Below are 21,210 nucleotides of genomic sequence, written 5' to 3' on the forward strand. Positions count from 1 at the left end.
TTATCTCACCTGTGTTTGCATATTTCGCAGTAACATACTGTGAGTACGTTCTACCGTTTCTCCAGTAAGTCTTGCCGCTTCTCTAGGGGATTCAACGCCATTAATCTCAATATGATAATTTACTTCCCCTATCCCCTGCATATTATTATTGCCGGCAGGAATCGGCGAACGAAGCAGGAAATTGTGAGTCACTCCCTGATGATTGATCATACTGTTGATATTCGTCATGGCACCGCTAATCATATGAGGATCAATGGAAATATTTTTCCAATAATTAGCTACATTATTTAGATGTCTGGTTAAGCCAAAAGGTTTATTCTCTGGCGGTGGCAATCCGAGAATCGCCGCCCTAATAAATTCTGGTGAATAGGGATTACCGCCAATCTCCACAACCATCATGCTATCAATCAACCTTTGCATCACGTCAGGATCGGTTAAATCAAGGAATGCATCCTTAGAAACGTTCATCATTTTAGACACGCTGGCAATGTATGCTTTAGTCTTATTACCATCTTTTGATGGCGCCCATGTCGGGATAATACTGGCAATGGTTTGTAGTTTTTTTCCTGTAGTCTTGCCACTAAAATAACGCCTCAACTGATGAGCGGTGGCCTTTAATCCACTATATGCATCCGGAAACTTAGCAAATCTGTGTCCAGGGCTGTCCTCACGGACTGCCCCTCTCTGACGCGCAAAGTTCATATTTAACGGGTTGTTATTCCTAGCCCCTCTGGAAGACATTAGTTTCTTTAGTCTTGTTTCTGTAAGCTCACTGTTCAAAATATCCATCGACTGATTAACTGCATGTAAACTGTGATGAGCATCAGGCTGCTTAGCAATACCCGCTTTAAGATGGTCTTTATTAAGTGGCTTATTCTTGCGTTTCTTTTTCGCTTTACTTGATTGGCCTGATACTTTTCTGGGAATATCGGCAACTTTCTGGCGGTGATCTTTATCAATTACAGGCTTACCGCCATCAAGCTGTTTTTGATATTTGGGAATATCAGCAACTTTCTGACTGTGACCTTTATCAATGATAGGCTTACTACCATCAAGTTGTTTCTGGTATTTTTCATAATTATCTTTGCTAAAAAACGGTGTCAAGTCAGAAGCCATATAAAGCCCATGAGTTGACATCCAACTATTAAGTTGATCAAACGTTAACAGTGGTTTCTTATTTGCTTCACGTTCTTTTTGCCGCCGCTGTATGGTTTCACCCACAGTTTCGTGATTTTTCCTTGCTTCTTCTTGTAATGCATTTAATCGATTATTAAGGTCGAATAATATTCCCAGCGTAATTTTTCTTCCTGTGAATTTCCATAATTCATTCAGTGTTTTCAATAAGCCGTTCGCTGAAGCTTCCCCTTTGTTTAACCATTTAACTAATTCCTCAATCGCATTAAATATGTCATCACTATCAAGTGTGTTGGTGTTTTGATTGGCACATCCCATCGTGGCTTTTAATAGCGGCTCACTCATTGATGTTATCAAAGAAGCAGTATTAACATGGCCGCCATTGGCATGGGACAAAACATCAATCTTCGGTAGAAATCTTTCTACACTTCCACTTCCTGCCGCCTGACTAACTCCCTCATCAATAGGTTTAATTTTTTCAATCGTTGGACCTGTTTTCTGTAACTGTCCGTAGAGTTTGTCCAGCCCGTTAGCTATTTGAGCGATAAAATTAGCTACTGCTGATGTTGCATCTTCAATTTCCGCCCTCATTTTGAGAACATTGACTGTTACTTCGGTGATAACAGTCATAAATTTACGCTGTCCCACCTCGTCAACATCAAACTTAAGTGATACCAGGAAATCTCTCATTGTTTCAGCGTCATTACTCATTTCGCCACCTCTCTATCATGGCCTCATTTTCCGATTTAACATCAAGGGCATCATTCATCAATGCAATATCAGCCAGGTCAAGAACGCCATCTTTTAATGATTCATAACGGCACATGCCCGCAATGACCGGGCGTAACAGATAATCACGCCCTTTCGGGAGAGTTTCAAAATTTAAACTAGGTTGTCCTGGGATTACACTTCGCTCTCTGATAGGGCGTGAAAAAAATTTCCCAATGAATCTCGGATAATAAAACCTACAATTTTAAGCAGTTCCAAACCATTGATGTCATCGAACATCAATACCTGACCATCAGGTTCATAAATCTTGCTCCATATGCCACTCTGTTCACGGGAAACTATTGATAAGCAAATATCATTAATTTCATGTCGGTTAGATTTGCCCAGTGCATTAATGGATTCAATCAAATAGGGAATCAGTCCTTCAAAGCTGGTCGCGCTATCATCATTTCTGTCTGCGACGATCTTTTTCATCAGTGGTCCAAGTGCAGGAATAGCTGGAGACAAGGCCACTGCCAGATCCTGTTGCTGAAAAGCGTTCAGTTTGCCACTGCGATATTTTTTACCGTCAATTTCAAATTCCATAAGCACCCCTTAAAACTTAGCCCAAAACCGCCCAAGCTACCGAAGCATAAGCCTGATTATGAACATGCAAACAAATGCTCCGGCTAGTTTCAGCGTTTATAAAGTAAACTTGTTAGAATGTGCCTAACATGATGTCTATTTTTCCACAATCAAACACCCAGGCAACCGTACTACCTGCTTTCGCATTCTGTAAGTCCGGCTGTTTCTGAAAAGCAACAGAACGTGCAACCGCAATGTCATTACTCTGTTTGTTCCGAATAACAATCACGTTATTACCCCACGCTGCCGATGAAAGCGATTGTGCACTAAGCATAGCGTTCAGTTTTGCATTTACCGGGCTGGTCTTAAGCAAGTTAACCGTAATGGTTCCAGATTTGGTGGCGTGCAATGAATGCATAACTTCACCATCTGCACCTGTGGTCATGGTGTTTTTGCTTTCTGACATCGTCACTACGATGCCCTCATCAGAGAGAGCCGCGCCGTTACCAAGATCAAAAGAACCCCCTACCCCTGTAATAGAAGCAGAGACATCAAGAAAAGAATACGTAGCCATTTTTAATCCTTATCTGTTTACATTAATAATGACATCAGCGTAATGAACAGCTCCCGCTAATTTGATAGCGCACTGAATAACCGGTGCTTTTCTGGCTTCCCTGTCAGCCTGTGCCTGTGTCGCAATTGGTGGAGCGTAGACGTAATAACCTTTTGTCAATGTTGCTCCGGTGTTCAGCGCACCAATCGGATCACCGCCCCATACTCCATGAGCGATCAATCCATTCGTCACCGCTTGGGCAAGTGACTGTTCAACATTGGTAATTAGGCGTGTGACACCTTCATCAGTTTGGGGAATTTTGCTGGTACTGGTGTAAAGCAAGTTATAAAGATTGTTCTGAACATAGTTCTGCAACCAGTCCAGACCGTGACGTTCATCAATGAAATCACCGTTTGCCATAACGCCTTCCTGAATAATGGCGGTATCATTGTTGTATTTAACGAAAACGTTGCCGTTTTTCTTTTTCAAAACATTGGCTTGGGTTGCAGTGAGACTTTCCGCGGTAACCGCAGGTTCCTGTTTAAATTTCAGGGTAATGGTGGTGTTGTTACCGTTGAAATTGACAGTAAACATACGCCCCATCAGAGAAGCCACAATATAAGGTTTACCCGTTGAATATTGCCAGAACGCGCGCTGATAATTTCCCTCTTTCAGTTTTGATCCGATATCAGTATCAACATCAGCATCCAATACCGCTGTTTTTTGCACGGTATGCCCATAGATTCGAGAAACAGATGCCGATTCAATGTAGTCAGCAACAGACAGAATATCTTCGTCTGTCAGCGTGTCGTCAGCGATAACCAGCCCATACCAGCCACTAGACGCAACCCCCAATGTTGCCACTGCCTCAGCAATCGTTTCTGCTTTGGTTGGTTCGATAACCGTAGCGCCAGATTCTCCATCTAGTTTTAGTAAATCACCAATGTACGTTCCACTAGCCTGTGAAACATAACCAATAGCGCCCGCAGAATTTGGTGCCACGGTGAAACGTGCAGATGAACTATCATATGTCACTGAACAATCTTTCAGCTTTTCCGCTACCCGTTGGGCAACACCATTAAGATTTGTCTCTTTACTAAAATCGATGTCACTGCATATCACCTCTTTACCGTTAAGCGTTAACTTAAAAGAACCATTTGTGACGGCAGTAAATTTACTCAGTATTTGCTGTTGCTTGGTTAATACCGCCCCCTGCAAAGAGGATACGACATTGCCTTTAGCCCAGCGGCCAATATATAAATCGACAGGACGTGGTGACTGGGAGTAATAAAGCGCTGCGGCCTGGTACTCTGGCGTATCCATACCGAAGTCTGCCCCTACGCCATCGATATCAGAATACCGGCGTAAACGCTCATGAGTGTTGATCACGTTGCTTACACCGACGATCAGTAACGCACCAAAGTTCCGAGCCTGAGCCGCATGAGGAGCCATATTCAACGTGACATTGATAATGTTTGAAACAGGTAAACCCTGCATAATTTAATCTCCAAAGAATTTGACAGGCGCTTCCACCAGTGATTTAACACCGTATTCACGCACCACTTTTCGCCGCAAGGTGATCGTCATATCATAACGACGCACCCACTGATTATTGATAAGCTCAGGTAAAAAAGTTAGCCGGGTATATTTGCCCACTGAAAGACCGAAACGCCCTAATTCGTCATTGTTCTGACTGACCGCCAGTCCATCACGAAAACAAGCACCGTACCGTTGGCAGTTCGGGCCATAAAACGAAATCAAACACTCGATTTCTTCATAACGCCATAATTCAGTACTTTCGTCGGTTTGGTTCTCAAAAACCGGAGACACGTCTGAAATAAAACCCGTAATGCCAAAATCACATCCATCATCTTCCGATAACGGTGGTGATGGTGATGGTGATGATGTCCATCGGGAACGCACTTTATCGTCAGGCAAACCAGAAACACCACACACCCAATGGTGCAGTGTGTGTTCCAGCTCATCATCGTACTCAGGCCCAGGAGTGACAGGCGTTAACCAACCAGCTTTATCACTACCGTTGCTCATCAAAAATACCTCCATCAAACAGCAATAACTCGCAATGTAGCTGAATAAACCAAGCCCTCTATGAAGGCTTAGTTTCCAACACCAGGTTATGATTGATTTAACAAGGATACCGACCGCAAAGAAGGTAAAAAAATATGCGTAAGTGATTCGCGGCGGCAAATACGAAAAAGGCCGCAACAAAGTGCAGCCTTTACAATGATTATTTAAATTTTCACTTATCTATCAGTGTGTAACAACCGATACTTTAAGACATTTATCCATATCACATCGTCTCTTGAATAACTTTAATTTTTTCAATTGAACTTGATGAATTAAGCGTTATTTTCCCGATTTTCTACATGAAAAAAGCCCCGATAAAAATACCGAGGCTTATTAGTTTCTGCGCTTATTCGCAATTTTAACTGGTTAATACACTACCATAGCTTTTTGCGTACGCGCAAGCTTTTTGCACTCTTGTATTTCATTATCCATTTCTAACGTGATATCAAGCATAGCTAAACATCCCTGTACAAAGCTTTCGCCCTTCTGCAACCGGGAACGTACTTCAATATCTGATACTTCAATTAAACGAGCTATCGATCGTTTGGAAAGACCCAAAGCATAGTACATAAATAAAACTTCAATCTCTTCAGACTTATCTACCGTCTGAAGCCTTGCTATACAGGCATCAATGATCAAACCATCATTATCGCAGCAGGAAGGTCGCGATGGACGAGTTGACGTAATCAACCCCTTAAACCCAGCAGCGATCGGCGGCCAATTAACACCAGTGGCATCATCAGCCCAACCGCCCCAACGCTCTAGAACTTGTTGAATATTGCGCATACGTTTTTACCTTAATTTTTAGTAACGAATAGTAGTAAAAATTATTTTCGTAATGGTCTCATGCATCCATGCATTCGGCGTTATAACAAATTTCCCATGCTCTATTTCTTGCGTTTCTTTGTTGCTTAACTATATCGTCTAAATACATCTTCTTACTTGATCTATTAAATATAAATCTTACCTAACTTCTATTCCTTCCAAGCTTAATCTCAGAGGAAAATATAATATCTTGGTTAATACAACTAGTTATAAAGCACTTATCATCCTCATCTAAGTATTTCTCATATAAATTTTACCTGATCCTGTAATGCACCTCACCTTAAAAGGTTCAGCACTTAAAACGGCTAAAGCAAAGCTAATGGATTTTATTATTTTACAAGAATTTTCAGACAACATAACAACCCCTTTTTATTATCAGATAAAAAATACATTAAATAAAAAGTAGCACAAAATTTTTATCTCATGGATATTAAAGTGTAAAAAATACTTTGGATCAACTCTGAAATCTATAGAAAAATGACGATTAAAAATGTCCTCTACACCTATAACAAAGGTACAGAGATCATACTGTTTACATAACGATAAGCGACAAATCGGCGCAAATGTAGGATTTGACTAACAGTGTTCGAAATATCTCAACCAGATTTGAAAAAATTTTTAAGACAGAAATAGGATTAATGTTGCTAACAGTAAATTACCGATTATCAGGTAAATATCTATGCAGAAAGTTTTAACATTGTCAGAAATAACCCCTTTTTAACCAACGAGTTTTTTAAACTCATGCGATTTAACCGGCAGTTCGGAAAAAGTATTTTACTGGTATGAAACTATTTTTGCCTAACACGATCTTACAACGTCAATACCTGCTGCTATCTTTTACCCTGTCTGATCTCTATTTCCTGACTCTCTACAGACGATATAGATGGATACACATCGATAGTAAGCATGTCTTCATGCTAAAAAAATGACACCACGAGCATCAATATTTTTCCGTCAGTTTCTACAAACAGGGATAAATCTACAATAACTAAAAATCCGCATTTCTTCATTTCCGATCCAACTATTTCATTTTTACCTGCCTGACAATGAGTTTCGCACTGATATCCATTCTGATAAAAAGATCGCCATGGAAAGTGATAAAATTAGCTGTATATAAAAACAGTTATTTTGTGAGATAAACATGAAAAAAGCCGTTATCTTCTGAAAAGATAACGGCTTCTTATGTGATTTGGTGCCGGCTACCGGAGTCGAACTGGTGACCTACTGATTACAAGTCAGTTGCTCTACCAACTGAGCTAAGCCGGCGTACTCCAGGGTAGCCCCCGAAAGCGAGCAAAGTGTATTACAACCTGATGCAAACAATCAAGCATAAATAATAGATTTTTTTAGACATATTCAAAACACCATAAACCCTGACATCAAAATCTGATCATTGATGACATATCGCTATCCCAAACAACACCCTGACACAGAGACAACCACTATAAGATTGTGCAAAAACTGAAGGTACTACCCAGACAACTACCTTTTCACTTCTCTTCAATTTATTACCACCCAGAAATAGTTGACTGCTATAAATGCAATGTGCTATTTAGATCAAAAAATAAAGTTCTTCGATGCTCTAAGGTTGGGTTTAATTCATATTATTTCTATAAGTCATTATAGATTGAAATATTAACTATGAGGTGAATCATGCCGGAAAAGAACTATTTAATTGCACATCAAGTTTTTTTTACCTTCAAAGACGGAATAAACTGGGATAGCGAAAAAGCCATATTAGCAGAGAGAGTAACTTTAAATCATATAAATGAGATAAGTGAAATAAAAGGTTGGTTTTGTGGTCGTAATATTTGTGATCGTAGTATTCGTGATCATAGTATTGCAGATAGAAAAAAATCCGTTGATTTTAGTTTAATTGGTTACTTTAAAAGTTATCAAGATTTAGATACATATATACATCATCCCGACCATGTAAAAGGTGTGGTACTCTGGAAAGAAATAAGCACATGGACGGTTTCAGATATTATTATAGATATAAATAAGTTAATTAATTTAACCCAATTAATAGGAAAGTTATATGGAGTTTAACCAAAGCCTACATAAAAGCATGGTGGTTAGTACATAAGGAGTCATTCGCTTTGCTCCCCCTTAGAGCCTCACTAAAAAGCATACTTTATAAATTAGGATTCAGTAATTAACAGCCTATGTGAAAAATAGAACGCTACTCTATAAGGATTGTTTAAAGGCAATAAAGTCAAATTATGAATGGCTATTTACTATCATTAAAATGGATTAATCACCGTTTGATATCATCTAGTTACAAACTACGCTTTAAAAGCAAACAAAGAGGCAACTTGAAAGATAACGGGTATAGATGGGTTTATAATCTGGTGGTTTTTCATAGGAACTGAGCGAGAGCTAAGTGATCTTAGTGCATTCAGAACGATACTCTGGAACGAAAAAACCTTATGCATAAAAACATGCATAAGGTTAGTATTTGGCGGAAGGATAGAGATTCGAACTCTAGGATGGTTTCCCATCGGCGGTTTTCAAGACCGCTGCCTTCGACCGCTCGGCCATCCTTCCATGGCGCGAGATTATGCTCTATAGTAGGATCATATGTCTAGTCTTTATCGCAAAAAATCTGTGATTTTTTTACTATTCGCTCAATCCTCAATCTACAATACCATTCCAAGCTCTTATCCTGTTAAAATTAACCTTCTCGCTAAATCATAGCCAAACAATGACTAAGGTTTTTACCTAACGCATGTATAACAGACAATCTTCAATCAATTCATCAACCATAAACCGTTACTATGGCTTGTTCATTGCCCTGCTTTTTGTTTCCCTATTTTTATATAGCTATAACTACTTCAACGCCTGGCTGATGGGAAAAAAGTACGCGCTAAATAGTGTTGCAACCAAAATGGTATTGCAGATAGAAGATTATCGTTACCATGCTAATTCTATCTTTGAACAAGCTAATATCTCACCTTTTAAACTACAGGGGCCTGTTTCACCGATGAAGCTACGACCTGATGTTTATTGGCTTGAAAGTCGTTATCAGGCTATCGACGCTATTATTTTTGGTCACCATAACACTACAAGTGCAGCGTTGGCACAACGTCTTTCCAATTATATAGAGATTTTGTGGGGCGCCCGCAATGAATACAACTCTATGTACTATCTGAACGGTAAAGATAACAATCTGTTTTTAATAACAACTCACTCTATTCTTAAACCAGAATTAAGATTTAAAGAAAGTTATCTGACACTTACAGCAGAATCGAAACGTTCAGAGATGCTGATGCAGTCTACCGCTTTAGATGAACGGGAAAATATTTCATCAATCCGTAAGCTAAGTGGCGAGAATCTCTATTTCTACACTTACAGGGCAACATTCAACTCACCAGGTCAATTGGCGACCGTTATCGCTTTTGATTTACCTATTAGCCATCTCCTTCCTATCGATATGGGAGCAGCAAACTTCAGCTTACTATCTAACGACGAACAAAACCCCGATGAAACTAATAAAGCGAATATCTCACAAAATGGTTTCTGGCTCGAATTCTCTCAACCACTCAGTGGCACGAAATACAAATTACTGTATCGGGTATCGCTCAAAGATTTGCTGATCGATTTGTTGTACAAAAACATCTGGCTACTGCTGGCAGATTCAATATTTATTATTCTGTCTCTGGGTGGGCTTATTTACATTCGTAAAAAATATATTACCCCAAATGCTCTTATGAACCACGAGCTACAAGTCAAGGATGCGTTAAGTAACGATATTATCTCCAATATCCCAATTGGTTTACTGATTTATGATTTCTCGACAAATCAGATAATCATGAGTAATAAAATTGCTGATCATCTATTGCCTGATATCGACTTAAACAAAATTAAGATGATGGCAAAGCAACATCATGGTGTCATCCAAACATCAATTGACGATTCAGTCTATGAAATTAAAGTGCACAACATCCACCTGTTGCCAGAAACTTATCTATTTTTATTGCAAGATAAAGACCAGGAAGCATTGATTAACAAGCGTTTACAACTTGCACATCTCGAACATGATAAGAGCGTACAAGCCCGACGTTTTATGCTAACAAACATTAGCTCAGAGCTGAAACAGCCAATAAAGGAATTAAATAATATTGCTTACCAACTAAAACAAATCCCTATAGAGGAAAATAGTGATCATATCGTCAATAATTTATTAACTAAATCCGAATATATATCCGGCTGGGTCGAGAATATCTCATTTCTGAATGAATTGGAATTAGGTGACTGGCAAGCAAAAAGTGAGTCATTTTCATTATCACACATGTTAGACGATATTTTTAAAAAAGTGTTATCAAAAATAAATAACAAGGGATTAAATTATTATTATCACTGTAATATTAACCCTGAATCCATATTTATTGGCGATGGCTCTGTTATCAGTAAAATTATCCTGATGTTAGTTAACTATGCAATCACGATTACATCTTATGGGAAAATATCACTCATAGTTAATTATTCTCAGAAATACAAAGATCAAATTCAGATCGAAGTTATAGATACCGGAGCCGGGCTGAATTCAAACGATTTGGCAAATTTGAATTATCCATTTCTAAACAAAGCGGTTGGAGATAAATATCAGTCCAATTCAGGGCTGACCTTCTATCTCTGTGACCAATTATGTCGAAAACTCAGTGGTCATTTTACTATAAACAGCAAACCTAACCTTGGTACACATTACACCATCAGTTTGCCACTGATAATCGATCAAGACCAATGCCCACCGCTACTGGAAGATATTACCGCTTTACTGGATATTAGCAATACAGAAATCCGTAAGATCATACAAAATTACCTAAGACATTATGGTGCTGCTTACTTTGATAAAAAGAAAGAAAATATCAGTAGAGATTACGATATCATATTGACAGATAAGCCGTATGATTCCGCCAGATCTACTATATTGTTGGTTGGTGATCTTGCTGGCTTTGAGCAGATGACACCTGACTATATTAGATGTAACTACAATCTGAGCGAAGCGGTTATCAATGCCATTTCGTTATTAATTGAGAGAAACTTCAGTTTTAACGAATTTAATGAAAATTCAGAAATGTCACCATTTAACAATGAAGACACTGATTACGATACTGAAAATGTTATAAGCAGTTACCGAAAACAGCTGGCAGATAGCGATTATCAGCAATTATTTATCGAGACAGTACCGATAGATATTAATAAACTGTATACTGATATCGAGCAACATGATTTGATATCACTTTCGCAAACAGCCCATCGCCTAAAAGGTGTCTTTGCTATGTTAGACTTAGAATTCCTCAAATCTTCTTGCGAAACACTGGAACAACACATAACAAGCAGTAGCGAAATAGAGATTAAAAATAGCATTAGCCACATTGATTTTTTCATCACAAGGCTATTGCAGCAAGGTAACTAATAAGATGAATAACCTTAACATCATTATTGCTGATGACCATCCAATTGTTCTGTTTGGCATCCGTAAATCACTTGAACGACTCGAATGGATCAACGTCGTCGCTGAGTCTGAAGACTCTACTACATTGATCAACAATCTGTCTTGTATTAAAGCAAATGTACTGATCACTGATTTGTCCATGCCTGGAGACATATATGGTGATGGAATCAATTTGATTAAATACATCAAACGCCATTACCCCAGGCTATCAATCATTGTTCTAACCATGAACAATAACCCAGCCATTTTAAGTGCTGTACTCGAACTTGATATCGAAGGAGTCGTCTTAAAACAAGGAGCACCAACAGATTTATCTGACGTATTGACTGCCCTGAAACAAGGGGAAAGATTTATGCCGGAGAGCGTTTCTGAGCTGTTGAAAAAAGTAACGAAAACCCGCTACGGTGACAAACCATTATCACAGAAAGAAAGTGAAGTGCTACGCCTGTTTGCCCAAGGTTTTCTGGTAACGGACATTGCGAAAAAGCTAAATCGTAGTGTCAAAACTATCAGCAGTCAGAAAAAATCGGCAATGGTAAAACTCGGTGTGAATAACGATATTGCACTACTTAATTATCTTGCTTCTGTAGCTATCAATGCCAATGATAATGTTCATTAAATGCGGTCCGTTATTTTAATATGAAACGAGTTCTGATGCCTGGGACTATTATGGTACCAGGCATTATTTTAAGCGCTAATACTCCTGACCTCTGTTAGTGCCTGTTTAAGAGTAGCAAGGGAAACAGGCTTAGATAAACAATCATTCATCCCAGCATCAATGCAGCGCTGCTTTTCTTCTGCCAGAGCATTTGCTGTAATACCAATAATCGGCAACTCACACCCTTTATTCCGTAAATGCGTTGTCAGCGCATAACCATCCATGTTAGGCATATTGACATCTGTCAGAATGATATCAACGTATCCTTTCTTCAAATATTCCAATGCATCCAATCCGTCATTCGCCATCGCCGTCTGAAAACCAATAGATTTCAACTGATCAGTCAATAAATAACGATTGATAGGATGATCGTCTACTACCAAAACCATCATAGTATTAAGCTCAGTACTTGCCTGCAAGACAGGCAGTGCTGTATTCAATACTTCATTATTACCCGGTGAAATTAGCCTATCAATAAGTGTAGTTAAATCATGCAAATAGTAAGTATTATGTAACCAATAGTTTTCTCTGATTTGTTCTGGTGAGCCAATATAGGCCGTCGATAATTCAATATAAGCATATATAGGTGTAATAACAGCATCAGAGAAGTCACTGATAATAATTTCACTGCTATCTGTATTTTGCCCATGATATAAAACAATTTGTAAACCATGATAAATCAGAAAACGCTGTAAAAAATCTTCCAGATAAAGATTACGTATAGCCAGTATAACTTTTTGCTGATACTCATTAATTAGCTGGATTTTTGGTATATATTTCGCACCGTATAAAGGTAAACGGATAGAAAACATACTGCCTATCTGTGGCTGTGAAATGACTTCAATATCACCATCCATCAAGTTGATAAGTTTTTCACAAATCGCTAAACCAAGGCCCGTTCCTTGAGATGAACTTTCAGTATTTGGCATTATCTGGAAAAACGGATCAAATAACTGAATAAGCTCCTTATCAGAAATTCCTACGCCTGTATCCTTTACTCTGACATACAAGTAATCCCTATCAACTACCACATGTATAGCCACACATCCAGTATCAGTGAATTTAATCGCATTATTCAACAGATTAGATATAACCTGTTGTAATCGAACGGGATCATTGCGGATATAATCCGGTACATCCGGTTCGACATAGCAATATAAGCTCAACGACTTTTTCGTAACTAATGGCAGATAGTTGGAAATAACGTGAGAGATAACTTCCTGACAAGAAAATTCTTTAGGTTCAATTTTAAGCTGTTTAGATTCAATCTTTGAGAAATCTAGGATGTCGCTGATAATTTTCAGTAACAAAGCTGAAGAGTTATCCATCGTTGATAATAAACGGACTGATTCAGCTGGTAATGAATGGGATTGTAATAACTCCAGGTTGCCAATAATTCCGTAAAGAGGTGTTCTCAATTCGTGGCTAACAGTCGCCAAAAACATCGACTTAGAATAGCTAGCCTGCTCTGATGCCAATGCCATTTCCTGTAATGATTTTTCCATCCGTACACGAACACTGATGTCAACCAATACACAAATTGCCACTTCTTCATTCCTGTAACGGGAATGAACAAAGCTGATTTGCAGATGATTGTTATTACTGGTTACTACGTCAACATAGCTGCTGGTTCTATCACAAATAATATGAATAATACGTTCCCGATCTTCATGGGTCAGCATTTTCAAATAATTATGAGCCAATTCATTACTCAAAATATTACTGCCATCGCTTACCCGCAATATACTGATCCCAACAGGAGCTGAAGCGACAATTTTATGATTAAACTGCTCGTGTTCCTCCAAACGAATCGCATTTTCTTCCGCCGGAACAAACATTTTCCGCTCAAACAGATATACCAAGATAATGATGACAAAAGCAGATAGCACATTAAGCACAATGCTGCTAATAATCTGTATCTTAAAACCTTCAAAAATATTTTTCAGTGGAAGCGCGTAAATTATACTGAATGAAGATGGAATTAACCGGCGTTTTAACAATAAATCAGTGAAGTTATCATCATAGCCAAAATAAGGCGCTGCCAACTGATAATCATCATAATCAAGTTTGTAGTCATCATTTGCCGGATAGTGCAACACGGGTTGATTACTACGATTTAACAATGTTATTGAAATCGGACGATCTTGCCTTTGAATAAAAGTATCTAATCTGATGAACTGTTCAATTCCTATCATGGCAACCATCTGACCGTTTACATATACCGGTGCCAACACATAGAGATGGCCGCTATCCGATCTTGCACCAGGCATAACCCAATAAACATTTCGTTCTTTACCTTGCTCTTTCAGACTAATAAGTCTACGTGAGTTTTCATAGACTATTTTTTTCAGCGTATCAAGCTCAGTCGTAGTATTACGAATAGAAAAATTCACCATACACATGCTTTGCGTACCCACCAGAAAAACCTGGTTCAAACCCTGAGGAGCCGCAAGATTATCTTTCCAATAAAAGATAAGATTATTCAATGAATTTAAGTAACTATGGGTGTTTTTACGAAAGGTATGGCAGTCAGCGCTTTGGTTTAAAGGATAATAAGAAAAAGCTGGGTTATTATGTGGAAAATCAAAAACTGCACTCTTTTTTTCATTGGAATTCAGTAAATGCTTCTCTGTCATATATTGGATATCGCGCAGAATACTGGCTGTATGACGCACATAAGAGAGGGTAGAATCATAATTAGCATTATATTCTTGCCGGATGTCAGATTTTACTTCATTAAAAATATTAACCAGGTAAAAAGCCGTTAACAAAGCTCCTAATGCCCACAACATCAAACCAATTACCCGGAAAAGATAACGGGATATTTTCAGCGTTGTACGAAAAGAAGAAAGATATCTCAAAAGGCTACCTGATAAAAACAAACATCATTCAACGTAATGAATTACAGGATATACCAGAGCTTAAGAATTACAAAGAATCATCTGTTATAATTCTAATTTAATAAAAATCGCCTGAAGGAACAGGTACCGAAGTACCTGTTCCTTAATTGAGTGAAAAAATATTTTCACTTAAACCAGATCAGCCGATTCTCTGCCACTATCAGCATCAGGTGAATTGGTATTGTCGCTTTCCAATCCTTCCCCTTCTTCTACCAACTCATCTTCATCATCTTCAGGTTCTGCAACCCGCTGTAAGCCAACAACTTTCTCATCTTGAGCAGTACGGATCAGTGTTACACCCTGAGTATTCCGGCCAACAACACTGACTTCAGACACCCTTGTACGTACCAATGTACCGGCATCGGTAATCATCATAATCTGATCAGTTGGCTCAACTTGAATTGCGCCGACCACATTACCATTACGCTCGCTGACCTTAATTGAGATAACCCCCTGAGTTGCTCGGGATTTAATTGGATACTCATTTTCAGCCGTACGTTTACCGTAACCGTTTTCAGTCACTGTCAGGATCTCTCCTTCTCCACGCGGGATAATCAGAGAAACAACTTTGTCTTTACCATTGAGCTTAATACCGCGTACTCCGGTGGCTGTACGTCCCATTGCACGAACAGCGCCCTCTTCAAAGCGAACAACTTTCCCTTCAGCAGAAAACAGCATGACTTCATTACTGCCATCAGTCAGGTCAACGCCTATCAGTTCATCACCTTCGTTGAGGTTAACCGCAAGAATACCAGCACTACGTGGACGGCTAAAATCCTGTAACGCGGTTTTCTTCACTGTCCCGCTGGCAGTAGCCATAAAGACATACAGCCCATCTTCATATTCACGCACCGGCAGAATCGCCGTAATTCTCTCATTTTGCTCTAACGGCAACAGGTTAACAATCGGACGACCACGCGCACCACGGCTAGCCTCCGGTAATTGATAAACCTTCATCCAGTACAGGCGGCCACGGCTGGAGAAGCAGAGGATCGTATCGTGAGTATTGGCAACCAACAACTTGTCAATAAAATCTTCTTCTTTAATACGCGCTGCGGATTTACCTTTACCACCACGGCGCTGCGCTTCATAGTCAGATAACGGCTGATATTTGACATACCCTTGATGTGACAGCGTGACAACAACATCTTCCTGATTAATCAGATCTTCAATATTGATGTCAGCGGTATTTTCAGTGATCTCAGTGCGGCGGGCATCATTATATTGCGCTTTGACTGCCAACAACTCTTCACGGATCACTTCCATCAAACGATATGGGTTCTCCAGAATAAACAGCAACTCACCGATTAACGTCAGCAATTCACGATATTCATCCAACAGTTTTTCATGCTCCAAGCCGGTCAGTTTCTGCAAACGCAGATCCAGAATGGCTTGAGCCTGTTGTTCGGTCAGATAATATTTACCGTCATGCACGCCATATTGTGATTCCAGCCATTCAGGGCGAGCGGCATCATCACCAGCACGTTCCAGCATGGAAGCAACATTGCCTAATATCCATGGCTGAGCAACTAACGCCGCTTTTGCCTCGGCTGGCGTCGGTGCACGACGAATCAGTCCGATAATAGGATCGATATTCGCCAGCGCCACAGCCAATGCCTCAAGAATATGGGCACGTTCACGAGCTTTACGTAATTCAAAGATTGTACGACGAGTGACTACTTCGCGGCGGTGGCATATAAATGCAGAAATAATGTCTTTCAGATTCAGCAGTTTTGGCTGTCCCTGATGCAGCGCCACCATGTTGATACCGAAAGAAACCTGAAGCTGAGTCAGGGAATAAAGGTTATTCAAAACCACTTCACCCACAGCATCGCGTTTCACTTCGATAACAATACGCATGCCGTCCTTATCAGATTCGTCACGAAGAGCACTAATCCCTTCAATGCGCTTTTCCTTCACCAGTTCGGCAATTTTTTCAATCAGGCGAGCTTTGTTAACTTGATAAGGGATCTCGTGTACCAGAATAGTTTCACGGCCATTTTTCTCGTTAACTTCAATTTCAGCACGGGCACGGATATAAATTTTGCCGCGACCAGTCCGATAAGCCTCCTGAATACCCCGACGACCATTAATGATCGCAGCAGTCGGGAAATCCGGGCCAGGAATATACTGCATCAGCCCTTCAATGCTGATGTTTTCATCATCAATATAAGCCAGACAGCCATCAATAACTTCGGATAAGTTATGAGGAGGAATGTTCGTTGCCATACCCACTGCGATACCGGAAGAACCGTTGATCAGCAGATTGGGTACTTTAGCTGGCATGACTTCCGGGATCTGCTCGGTACCATCATAGTTCGGCACAAAATCGACGGTTTCTTTTTCCAGATCCGCCAGCAGCTCATGGGCAATTTTCGCCATACGCACTTCGGTGTAACGCATAGCTGCGGCTGAGTCACCATCGACTGACCCAAAGTTACCCTGACCATCAACCAACATATAGCGCAGGGAAAACGGCTGAGCCATACGAACAATCGTATCGTAGACTGCGCCATCCCCATGTGGGTGGTATTTACCGATAACGTCTCCGACAACACGGGCAGACTTCTTATAGGGTTTATTCCAATCATTTCCCAGCACACTCATTGCGAAAAGTACGCGACGATGTACTGGCTTCAGTCCGTCTCGAACATCTGGTAGTGCACGCCCGACAATAACAGACATTGCATAATCCAAATACGAGCTTTTCAGCTCTTCTTCGATATTGACCGGCGTGATTTCTCTGGCAATGTCGCTCATGGAGCCCACTATCCCTCATAATTCCGGATTCAAAGGTTTAGAACTATACCACAAATCAACAGTTTTATAAAAATCAGATACGGGTATTTAAAAATTAAGCCGTGTATACTGTTACCAGCCATCTGTAAAGAAAGTTTAAGGAGCAACAACCGTCGATGAACACCAAAACCCCCTCCACGACAAACAATGTTGATCAACAAGAAATAAAAAAATTTGAAGCAGTTGCTTCCCGCTGGTGGGATCTGGAAGGTGAATTTCAGCCACTACACCGTATTAATCCACTACGCCTGAATTATATTTTGCAACGTTCCGAGGGTATCTTCGGTAAAAAAGTCTTAGATGTGGGCTGTGGTGGTGGCATCTTGTCAGAAAGTATGGCCCGTGAAGGTGCCGAAGTGACCGGGCTTGATATGGGAACAGAGCCGCTTCAAGTTGCCCGGCTGCACGCCCTTGAATCAGGTATCCCAGTTACTTATGTACAGGAAACGGTAGAAAGTCACGCAGAAAAATATCCACAGGCTTATGATATCGTCACCTGTATGGAAATGCTGGAACATGTACCAGACCCTCAATCGGTTGTTCGAGCCTGTGCTCAGTTAGTAAAACCAGGTGGACATGTCTTTTTCTCTACCATTAACCGCAACAAGAAAGCCTGGCTCATGGCGGTGATTGGCGCAGAATATATTCTGAAAATGGTGCCGAAAGGAACCCATGATGCGAAGAAATTTATCCGTCCATCAGAGTTGATAGGCTGGATTGACAGAACTCCCCTGAAAGAACGGCATATCATTGGTCTGCATTATAATCCGCTGACGGATAAATTTAGCCTTGGTCACAATGTAGACATTAATTATATGCTGCATACTCAATATGTCTGACATATTCATTGACAGATTAATAAATCGACAAATGAATCATATTTTCAAGAATTTTTTTACTTAGGTTTACTCGTATTTCTGTCAGGTCAACTGCTAGTAATGATGCAGGCTTCCGGCTTTTTGATAAATTTAGTCCTCAAGTTATCCACAAAAATCCGTGTTTTTGTACACTTGATAAAAGCTGGTTTTAACATTATCTTGTTGTCATTATTTAGTGCACCCCCTACATATTGTGTTCCTTAACATTCCATTACCACTACTCTCTCGTTGGTTTCTTCACCATTGAGGGAGTTACGTTTTGGTCTGACTGAAGACACAAAGCAGGTGGGAGTGAGTCTGAAAGTAAATGTAAGGTATGCCTGTCCATGAACCATAGTCTGCTAGTAACAAAGCGTGATGGCCACAAAGAACGAATTGACCTTGATAAAATCCACCGGGTTGTTGCCTGGGCAGCCGATGGCCTGAAAAATGTCTCGGTATCACAAGTAGAACTGCGTTCCCAGATCCAATTTTACGATAGTATCAAAACCTCAGATATTCATGAGACGATGATTAAAGCTGCCGCTGACCTTATTTCTGGTGATGCACCTGACTATCAGTATCTGGCAGCCCGCCTGGCAATTTTCAATTTGCGTAAAAAAGCCTATGGTCAATTTGAGCCACCTGCACTGTACGATCATGTATCCCGTATGGTGGAAATGGGCAAATATGACAAACACTTGCTTGCAGACTACTCGAAAGAAGAATTCGAGCAAATGGACGAGTTTATTGATCACTGGCGCGATATGAACTTTTCTTACGCCGCGGTCAAACAGCTTGAAGGTAAATACCTAGTTCAGAATCGCGTTACTGGTGAAATTTATGAAAGCGCCCAGTTTCTTTATATTTTGGTCGCAGCATGCCTGTTCTCCAGTTATCCGAAAGAAACACGTTTGGGCTATATCCGCCGCTTTTACGACGCGGTTTCCACTTTTAAAATTTCGCTGCCTACCCCTATTATGGCCGGTGTTCGTACCCCTACCCGTCAATTCAGTTCTTGCGTGCTGATTGAATGTGGTGACAGTCTGGATTCCATTAATGCGACTTCCAGCGCCATTGTGAAATATGTTTCCCAACGTGCAGGTATTGGCATCAACGCTGGTCGTATTCGTGCACTAGGCAGCCCGATCCGTAATGGTGAAGCATTCCATACAGGTTGTATTCCGTTCTATAAGCATTTCCAGACAGCGGTAAAATCCTGTTCTCAGGGTGGCGTTCGTGGCGGCGCAGCTACACTGTTCTATCCGCTGTGGCATCTGGAAGTTGAAAGTCTGCTGGTACTGAAAAACAACCGTGGTGTTGAAGGAAACCGTGTCCGTCATATGGACTATGGCGTACAGCTTAACAAATTGATGTATGAACGCCTGATCAAAGGTGAAGATATTACACTATTTAGCCCGTCCGACGTCCCAGGGTTATATGATGCATTCTTTACTGATCAAGATGAATTTGAGCGTCTGTACACCAAGTATGAGCAAGACAGTAATATCCGTCAGCAACGTCTGAAAGCCGTTGATCTATTCTCCCTGATGATGCAGGAACGTGCTTCTACTGGCCGTATCTATATTCAAAACGTAGATCATTGCAACACTCACAGCCCATTTGATCCATCGGTTGCACCTGTGCGCCAGTCAAATCTGTGTTTGGAAATTGCACTGCCAACTAAGCCATTAAATGATATCAATGATAAAAATGGTGAAATTGCGTTGTGTACACTGTCTGCATTCAACCTGGGTGCAATTGAAAATCTTGATGAGCTGGAAGAATTGGCCGCTCTGGCTGTTCGCGCGCTTGATGCTCTGCTCGATTATCAAGATTATCCAATCCTTGCAGCAAAACAAGGGGCTATGGGTCGCCGTACTTTAGGTATTGGTGTTATCAACTATGCTTACTATCTGGCAAAACACGGTGTCCGTTATTCAGATGGCAGCGCTAATAACCTGACTCACAAAACATTTGAAGCTATCCAATATTACCTATTGAAAGCCTCTAATGAATTGGCGAAAGAGCAAGGCGCTTGCCCATGGTTTAAAGAAACAACCTATTCTCAAGGTATCCTGCCTATCGATACCTATAAAAAAGCGCTGGATACACTGACCAATGAACCGCTTCACTATGACTGGGAAACATTGCGTAGCGATATCAAACAATATGGTCTGCGTAACTCAACGTTATCCTCTTTGATGCCATCAGAGACCTCTTCGCAGATTTCTAACGCCACCAATGGTATTGAACCACCTCGTGGTTATATCAGTATCAAAGCATCGAAAGACGGGATTTTGCGTCAGGTTGTTCCAGAATATGAGTACCTAAAAGGGGCTTATGAATTACTGTGGCAAATGCCTGGCAATGACGGCTACTTGCAGTTGGTTGGTATCATGCAAAAATTTATCGACCAGTCGATTTCTGCCAATACCAACTATGATCCAACACGTTTCCCTAGCGGAAAAGTGCCAATGAATCAGTTGCTGAAAGATTTGTTGCTCGCTTACAAATATGGTGTGAAGACGCTGTATTACCACAATACACGTGATGGTGCGGAAGACGTTCAGGATGACCTGGAAGAAGTCGTGGAATCTGCTGATTCCGATTGTGAAAGCGGCGCATGTAAGATTTAATTTGAG

General features: G+C 40.4%; 14 protein-coding genes and 2 tRNA genes. 5 read left to right on the plus strand and 11 right to left on the minus strand.

Annotated features, from left to right (window positions below; genetic code table 11):
- The 8 genes from C5469_RS16270 to C5469_RS16300 form a co-directional block, all read right to left on the minus strand.
- Positions 1-1,845 (minus strand): hypothetical protein, encoded by a 1,845-nt coding sequence (locus C5469_RS16270; protein ID WP_166308833.1) that lies wholly within the window; start codon positions 1,843-1,845, stop codon positions 1-3.
- Complete coding sequence (locus C5469_RS24525; RefSeq protein ID WP_236637447.1) at positions 1,838-1,960, minus strand: DUF6889 family protein; 123 nt, start codon at positions 1,958-1,960, stop codon at positions 1,838-1,840. The genes C5469_RS16270 and C5469_RS24525 overlap by 8 nt, the downstream gene beginning before the upstream one ends.
- A 77-nt stretch (positions 1,961-2,037) precedes the next feature.
- A complete protein-coding gene (locus C5469_RS16275) occupies positions 2,038-2,448 on the minus strand; it encodes a phage tail assembly chaperone (RefSeq protein WP_166308836.1) in 411 nt (136 codons plus the stop codon).
- A 112-nt stretch (positions 2,449-2,560) separates the two neighbouring features.
- On the minus strand, positions 2,561-3,001 hold the full coding sequence (locus C5469_RS16280) for a DUF3277 family protein (protein ID WP_166308839.1): 441 nt from the start codon (positions 2,999-3,001) through the stop codon (positions 2,561-2,563).
- Positions 3,002-3,010: 9 nt separating this feature from the next.
- Positions 3,011-4,477 (minus strand): DUF3383 domain-containing protein, encoded by a 1,467-nt coding sequence (locus C5469_RS16285; protein WP_207629093.1) that lies wholly within the window; start codon positions 4,475-4,477, stop codon positions 3,011-3,013.
- 3 nt (positions 4,478-4,480) lie between these two features.
- Positions 4,481-5,029 (minus strand): phage neck terminator protein, encoded by a 549-nt coding sequence (locus tag C5469_RS16290; protein WP_422615865.1) that lies wholly within the window; start codon positions 5,027-5,029, stop codon positions 4,481-4,483.
- A gap of 405 nt (positions 5,030-5,434) precedes the next feature.
- A complete protein-coding gene (locus tag C5469_RS16295; RefSeq protein WP_166308845.1) occupies positions 5,435-5,854 on the minus strand; it encodes an antiterminator Q family protein in 420 nt (139 codons plus the stop codon).
- A 1,229-nt stretch (positions 5,855-7,083) separates the two neighbouring features.
- Positions 7,084-7,159: transfer RNA gene (locus C5469_RS16300), tRNA-Thr, on the minus strand.
- 387 nt (positions 7,160-7,546) lie between these two features.
- Between C5469_RS16300 and C5469_RS16305 the strand changes: the two genes are divergently transcribed.
- Entirely contained in the window at positions 7,547-7,942 is a 396-nt protein-coding gene (locus C5469_RS16305) for a Dabb family protein (RefSeq protein ID WP_166308848.1), read from the plus strand.
- A gap of 410 nt (positions 7,943-8,352) precedes the next feature.
- On the opposite strand, the gene C5469_RS16310 is transcribed toward C5469_RS16305, so the two are convergent.
- Positions 8,353-8,440, minus strand: a tRNA-Ser gene (locus tag C5469_RS16310).
- 181 nt (positions 8,441-8,621) lie between these two features.
- Here C5469_RS16310 and rcsD point away from each other — a divergent pair.
- Both rcsD and rcsB read left to right on the plus strand, forming a co-directional pair.
- A complete protein-coding gene (gene rcsD / locus C5469_RS16315) occupies positions 8,622-11,312 on the plus strand; it encodes a phosphotransferase RcsD (RefSeq protein WP_166308851.1) in 2,691 nt (896 codons plus the stop codon).
- A 4-nt stretch (positions 11,313-11,316) separates the two neighbouring features.
- Positions 11,317-11,970, plus strand: coding sequence for a response regulator transcription factor RcsB (gene rcsB, locus C5469_RS16320; RefSeq protein WP_166308854.1), 654 nt, complete (start codon positions 11,317-11,319; stop codon positions 11,968-11,970).
- A 68-nt stretch (positions 11,971-12,038) separates the two neighbouring features.
- On the opposite strand, the gene rcsC is transcribed toward rcsB, so the two are convergent.
- A complete protein-coding gene (rcsC, locus tag C5469_RS16325; protein WP_166308857.1) occupies positions 12,039-14,870 on the minus strand; it encodes a two-component system sensor histidine kinase RcsC in 2,832 nt (943 codons plus the stop codon).
- Positions 14,871-15,038: 168 nt separating this feature from the next.
- A complete protein-coding gene (gene gyrA, locus C5469_RS16330; RefSeq protein ID WP_166308860.1) occupies positions 15,039-17,669 on the minus strand; it encodes a DNA topoisomerase (ATP-hydrolyzing) subunit A in 2,631 nt (876 codons plus the stop codon).
- A 155-nt stretch (positions 17,670-17,824) separates the two neighbouring features.
- Here gyrA and ubiG point away from each other — a divergent pair, with 155 nt between their 5' ends.
- Together ubiG and nrdA are read left to right on the plus strand one after the other, a co-directional pair.
- Positions 17,825-18,547, plus strand: coding sequence for a bifunctional 2-polyprenyl-6-hydroxyphenol methylase/3-demethylubiquinol 3-O-methyltransferase UbiG (ubiG, locus tag C5469_RS16335; RefSeq protein ID WP_166308863.1), 723 nt, complete (start codon positions 17,825-17,827; stop codon positions 18,545-18,547).
- Positions 18,548-18,912: 365 nt separating this feature from the next.
- Positions 18,913-21,204: a class 1a ribonucleoside-diphosphate reductase subunit alpha gene (gene nrdA, locus C5469_RS16340; protein WP_166308866.1), complete on the plus strand. Its 2,292-nt coding sequence runs from the start codon at positions 18,913-18,915 to the stop codon at positions 21,202-21,204.
- Positions 21,205-21,210: the final 6 nt, after the last annotated feature.

The organism is Photorhabdus cinerea (assembly GCF_011189575.1).
Lineage (GTDB): Bacteria > Pseudomonadota > Gammaproteobacteria > Enterobacterales > Enterobacteriaceae > Photorhabdus > Photorhabdus cinerea.

Bases quoted from the DNA above. Each gene is read 5' to 3' on its own strand.
- C5469_RS16270 (WP_166308833.1), bottom strand. From the start codon at position 1,845: ATGAGTAATGACGCTGAAACAATGAGAGATTTCCTGGTATCACTTAAG.
- C5469_RS24525 (WP_236637447.1), bottom strand. From the start codon at position 1,960: ATGTGCCGTTATGAATCATTAAAAGATGGCGTTCTTGACCTGGCTGAT.
- C5469_RS16275 (WP_166308836.1), bottom strand. From the start codon at position 2,448: ATGGAATTTGAAATTGACGGTAAAAAATATCGCAGTGGCAAACTGAAC.
- C5469_RS16280 (WP_166308839.1), bottom strand. From the start codon at position 3,001: ATGGCTACGTATTCTTTTCTTGATGTCTCTGCTTCTATTACAGGGGTA.
- C5469_RS16285 (WP_207629093.1), bottom strand. From the start codon at position 4,477: ATGCAGGGTTTACCTGTTTCAAACATTATCAATGTCACGTTGAATATG.
- C5469_RS16290 (WP_422615865.1), bottom strand. From the start codon at position 5,029: ATGAGCAACGGTAGTGATAAAGCTGGTTGGTTAACGCCTGTCACTCCT.
- C5469_RS16295 (WP_166308845.1), bottom strand. From the start codon at position 5,854: ATGCGCAATATTCAACAAGTTCTAGAGCGTTGGGGCGGTTGGGCTGAT.
- C5469_RS16305 (WP_166308848.1), top strand. From the start codon at position 7,547: ATGCCGGAAAAGAACTATTTAATTGCACATCAAGTTTTTTTTACCTTC.
- rcsD (WP_166308851.1), top strand. From the start codon at position 8,622: ATGTATAACAGACAATCTTCAATCAATTCATCAACCATAAACCGTTAC.
- rcsB (WP_166308854.1), top strand. From the start codon at position 11,317: ATGAATAACCTTAACATCATTATTGCTGATGACCATCCAATTGTTCTG.
- gyrA (WP_166308860.1), bottom strand. From the start codon at position 17,669: ATGAGCGACATTGCCAGAGAAATCACGCCGGTCAATATCGAAGAAGAG.
- ubiG (WP_166308863.1), top strand. From the start codon at position 17,825: ATGAACACCAAAACCCCCTCCACGACAAACAATGTTGATCAACAAGAA.
- nrdA (WP_166308866.1), top strand. From the start codon at position 18,913: ATGAACCATAGTCTGCTAGTAACAAAGCGTGATGGCCACAAAGAACGA.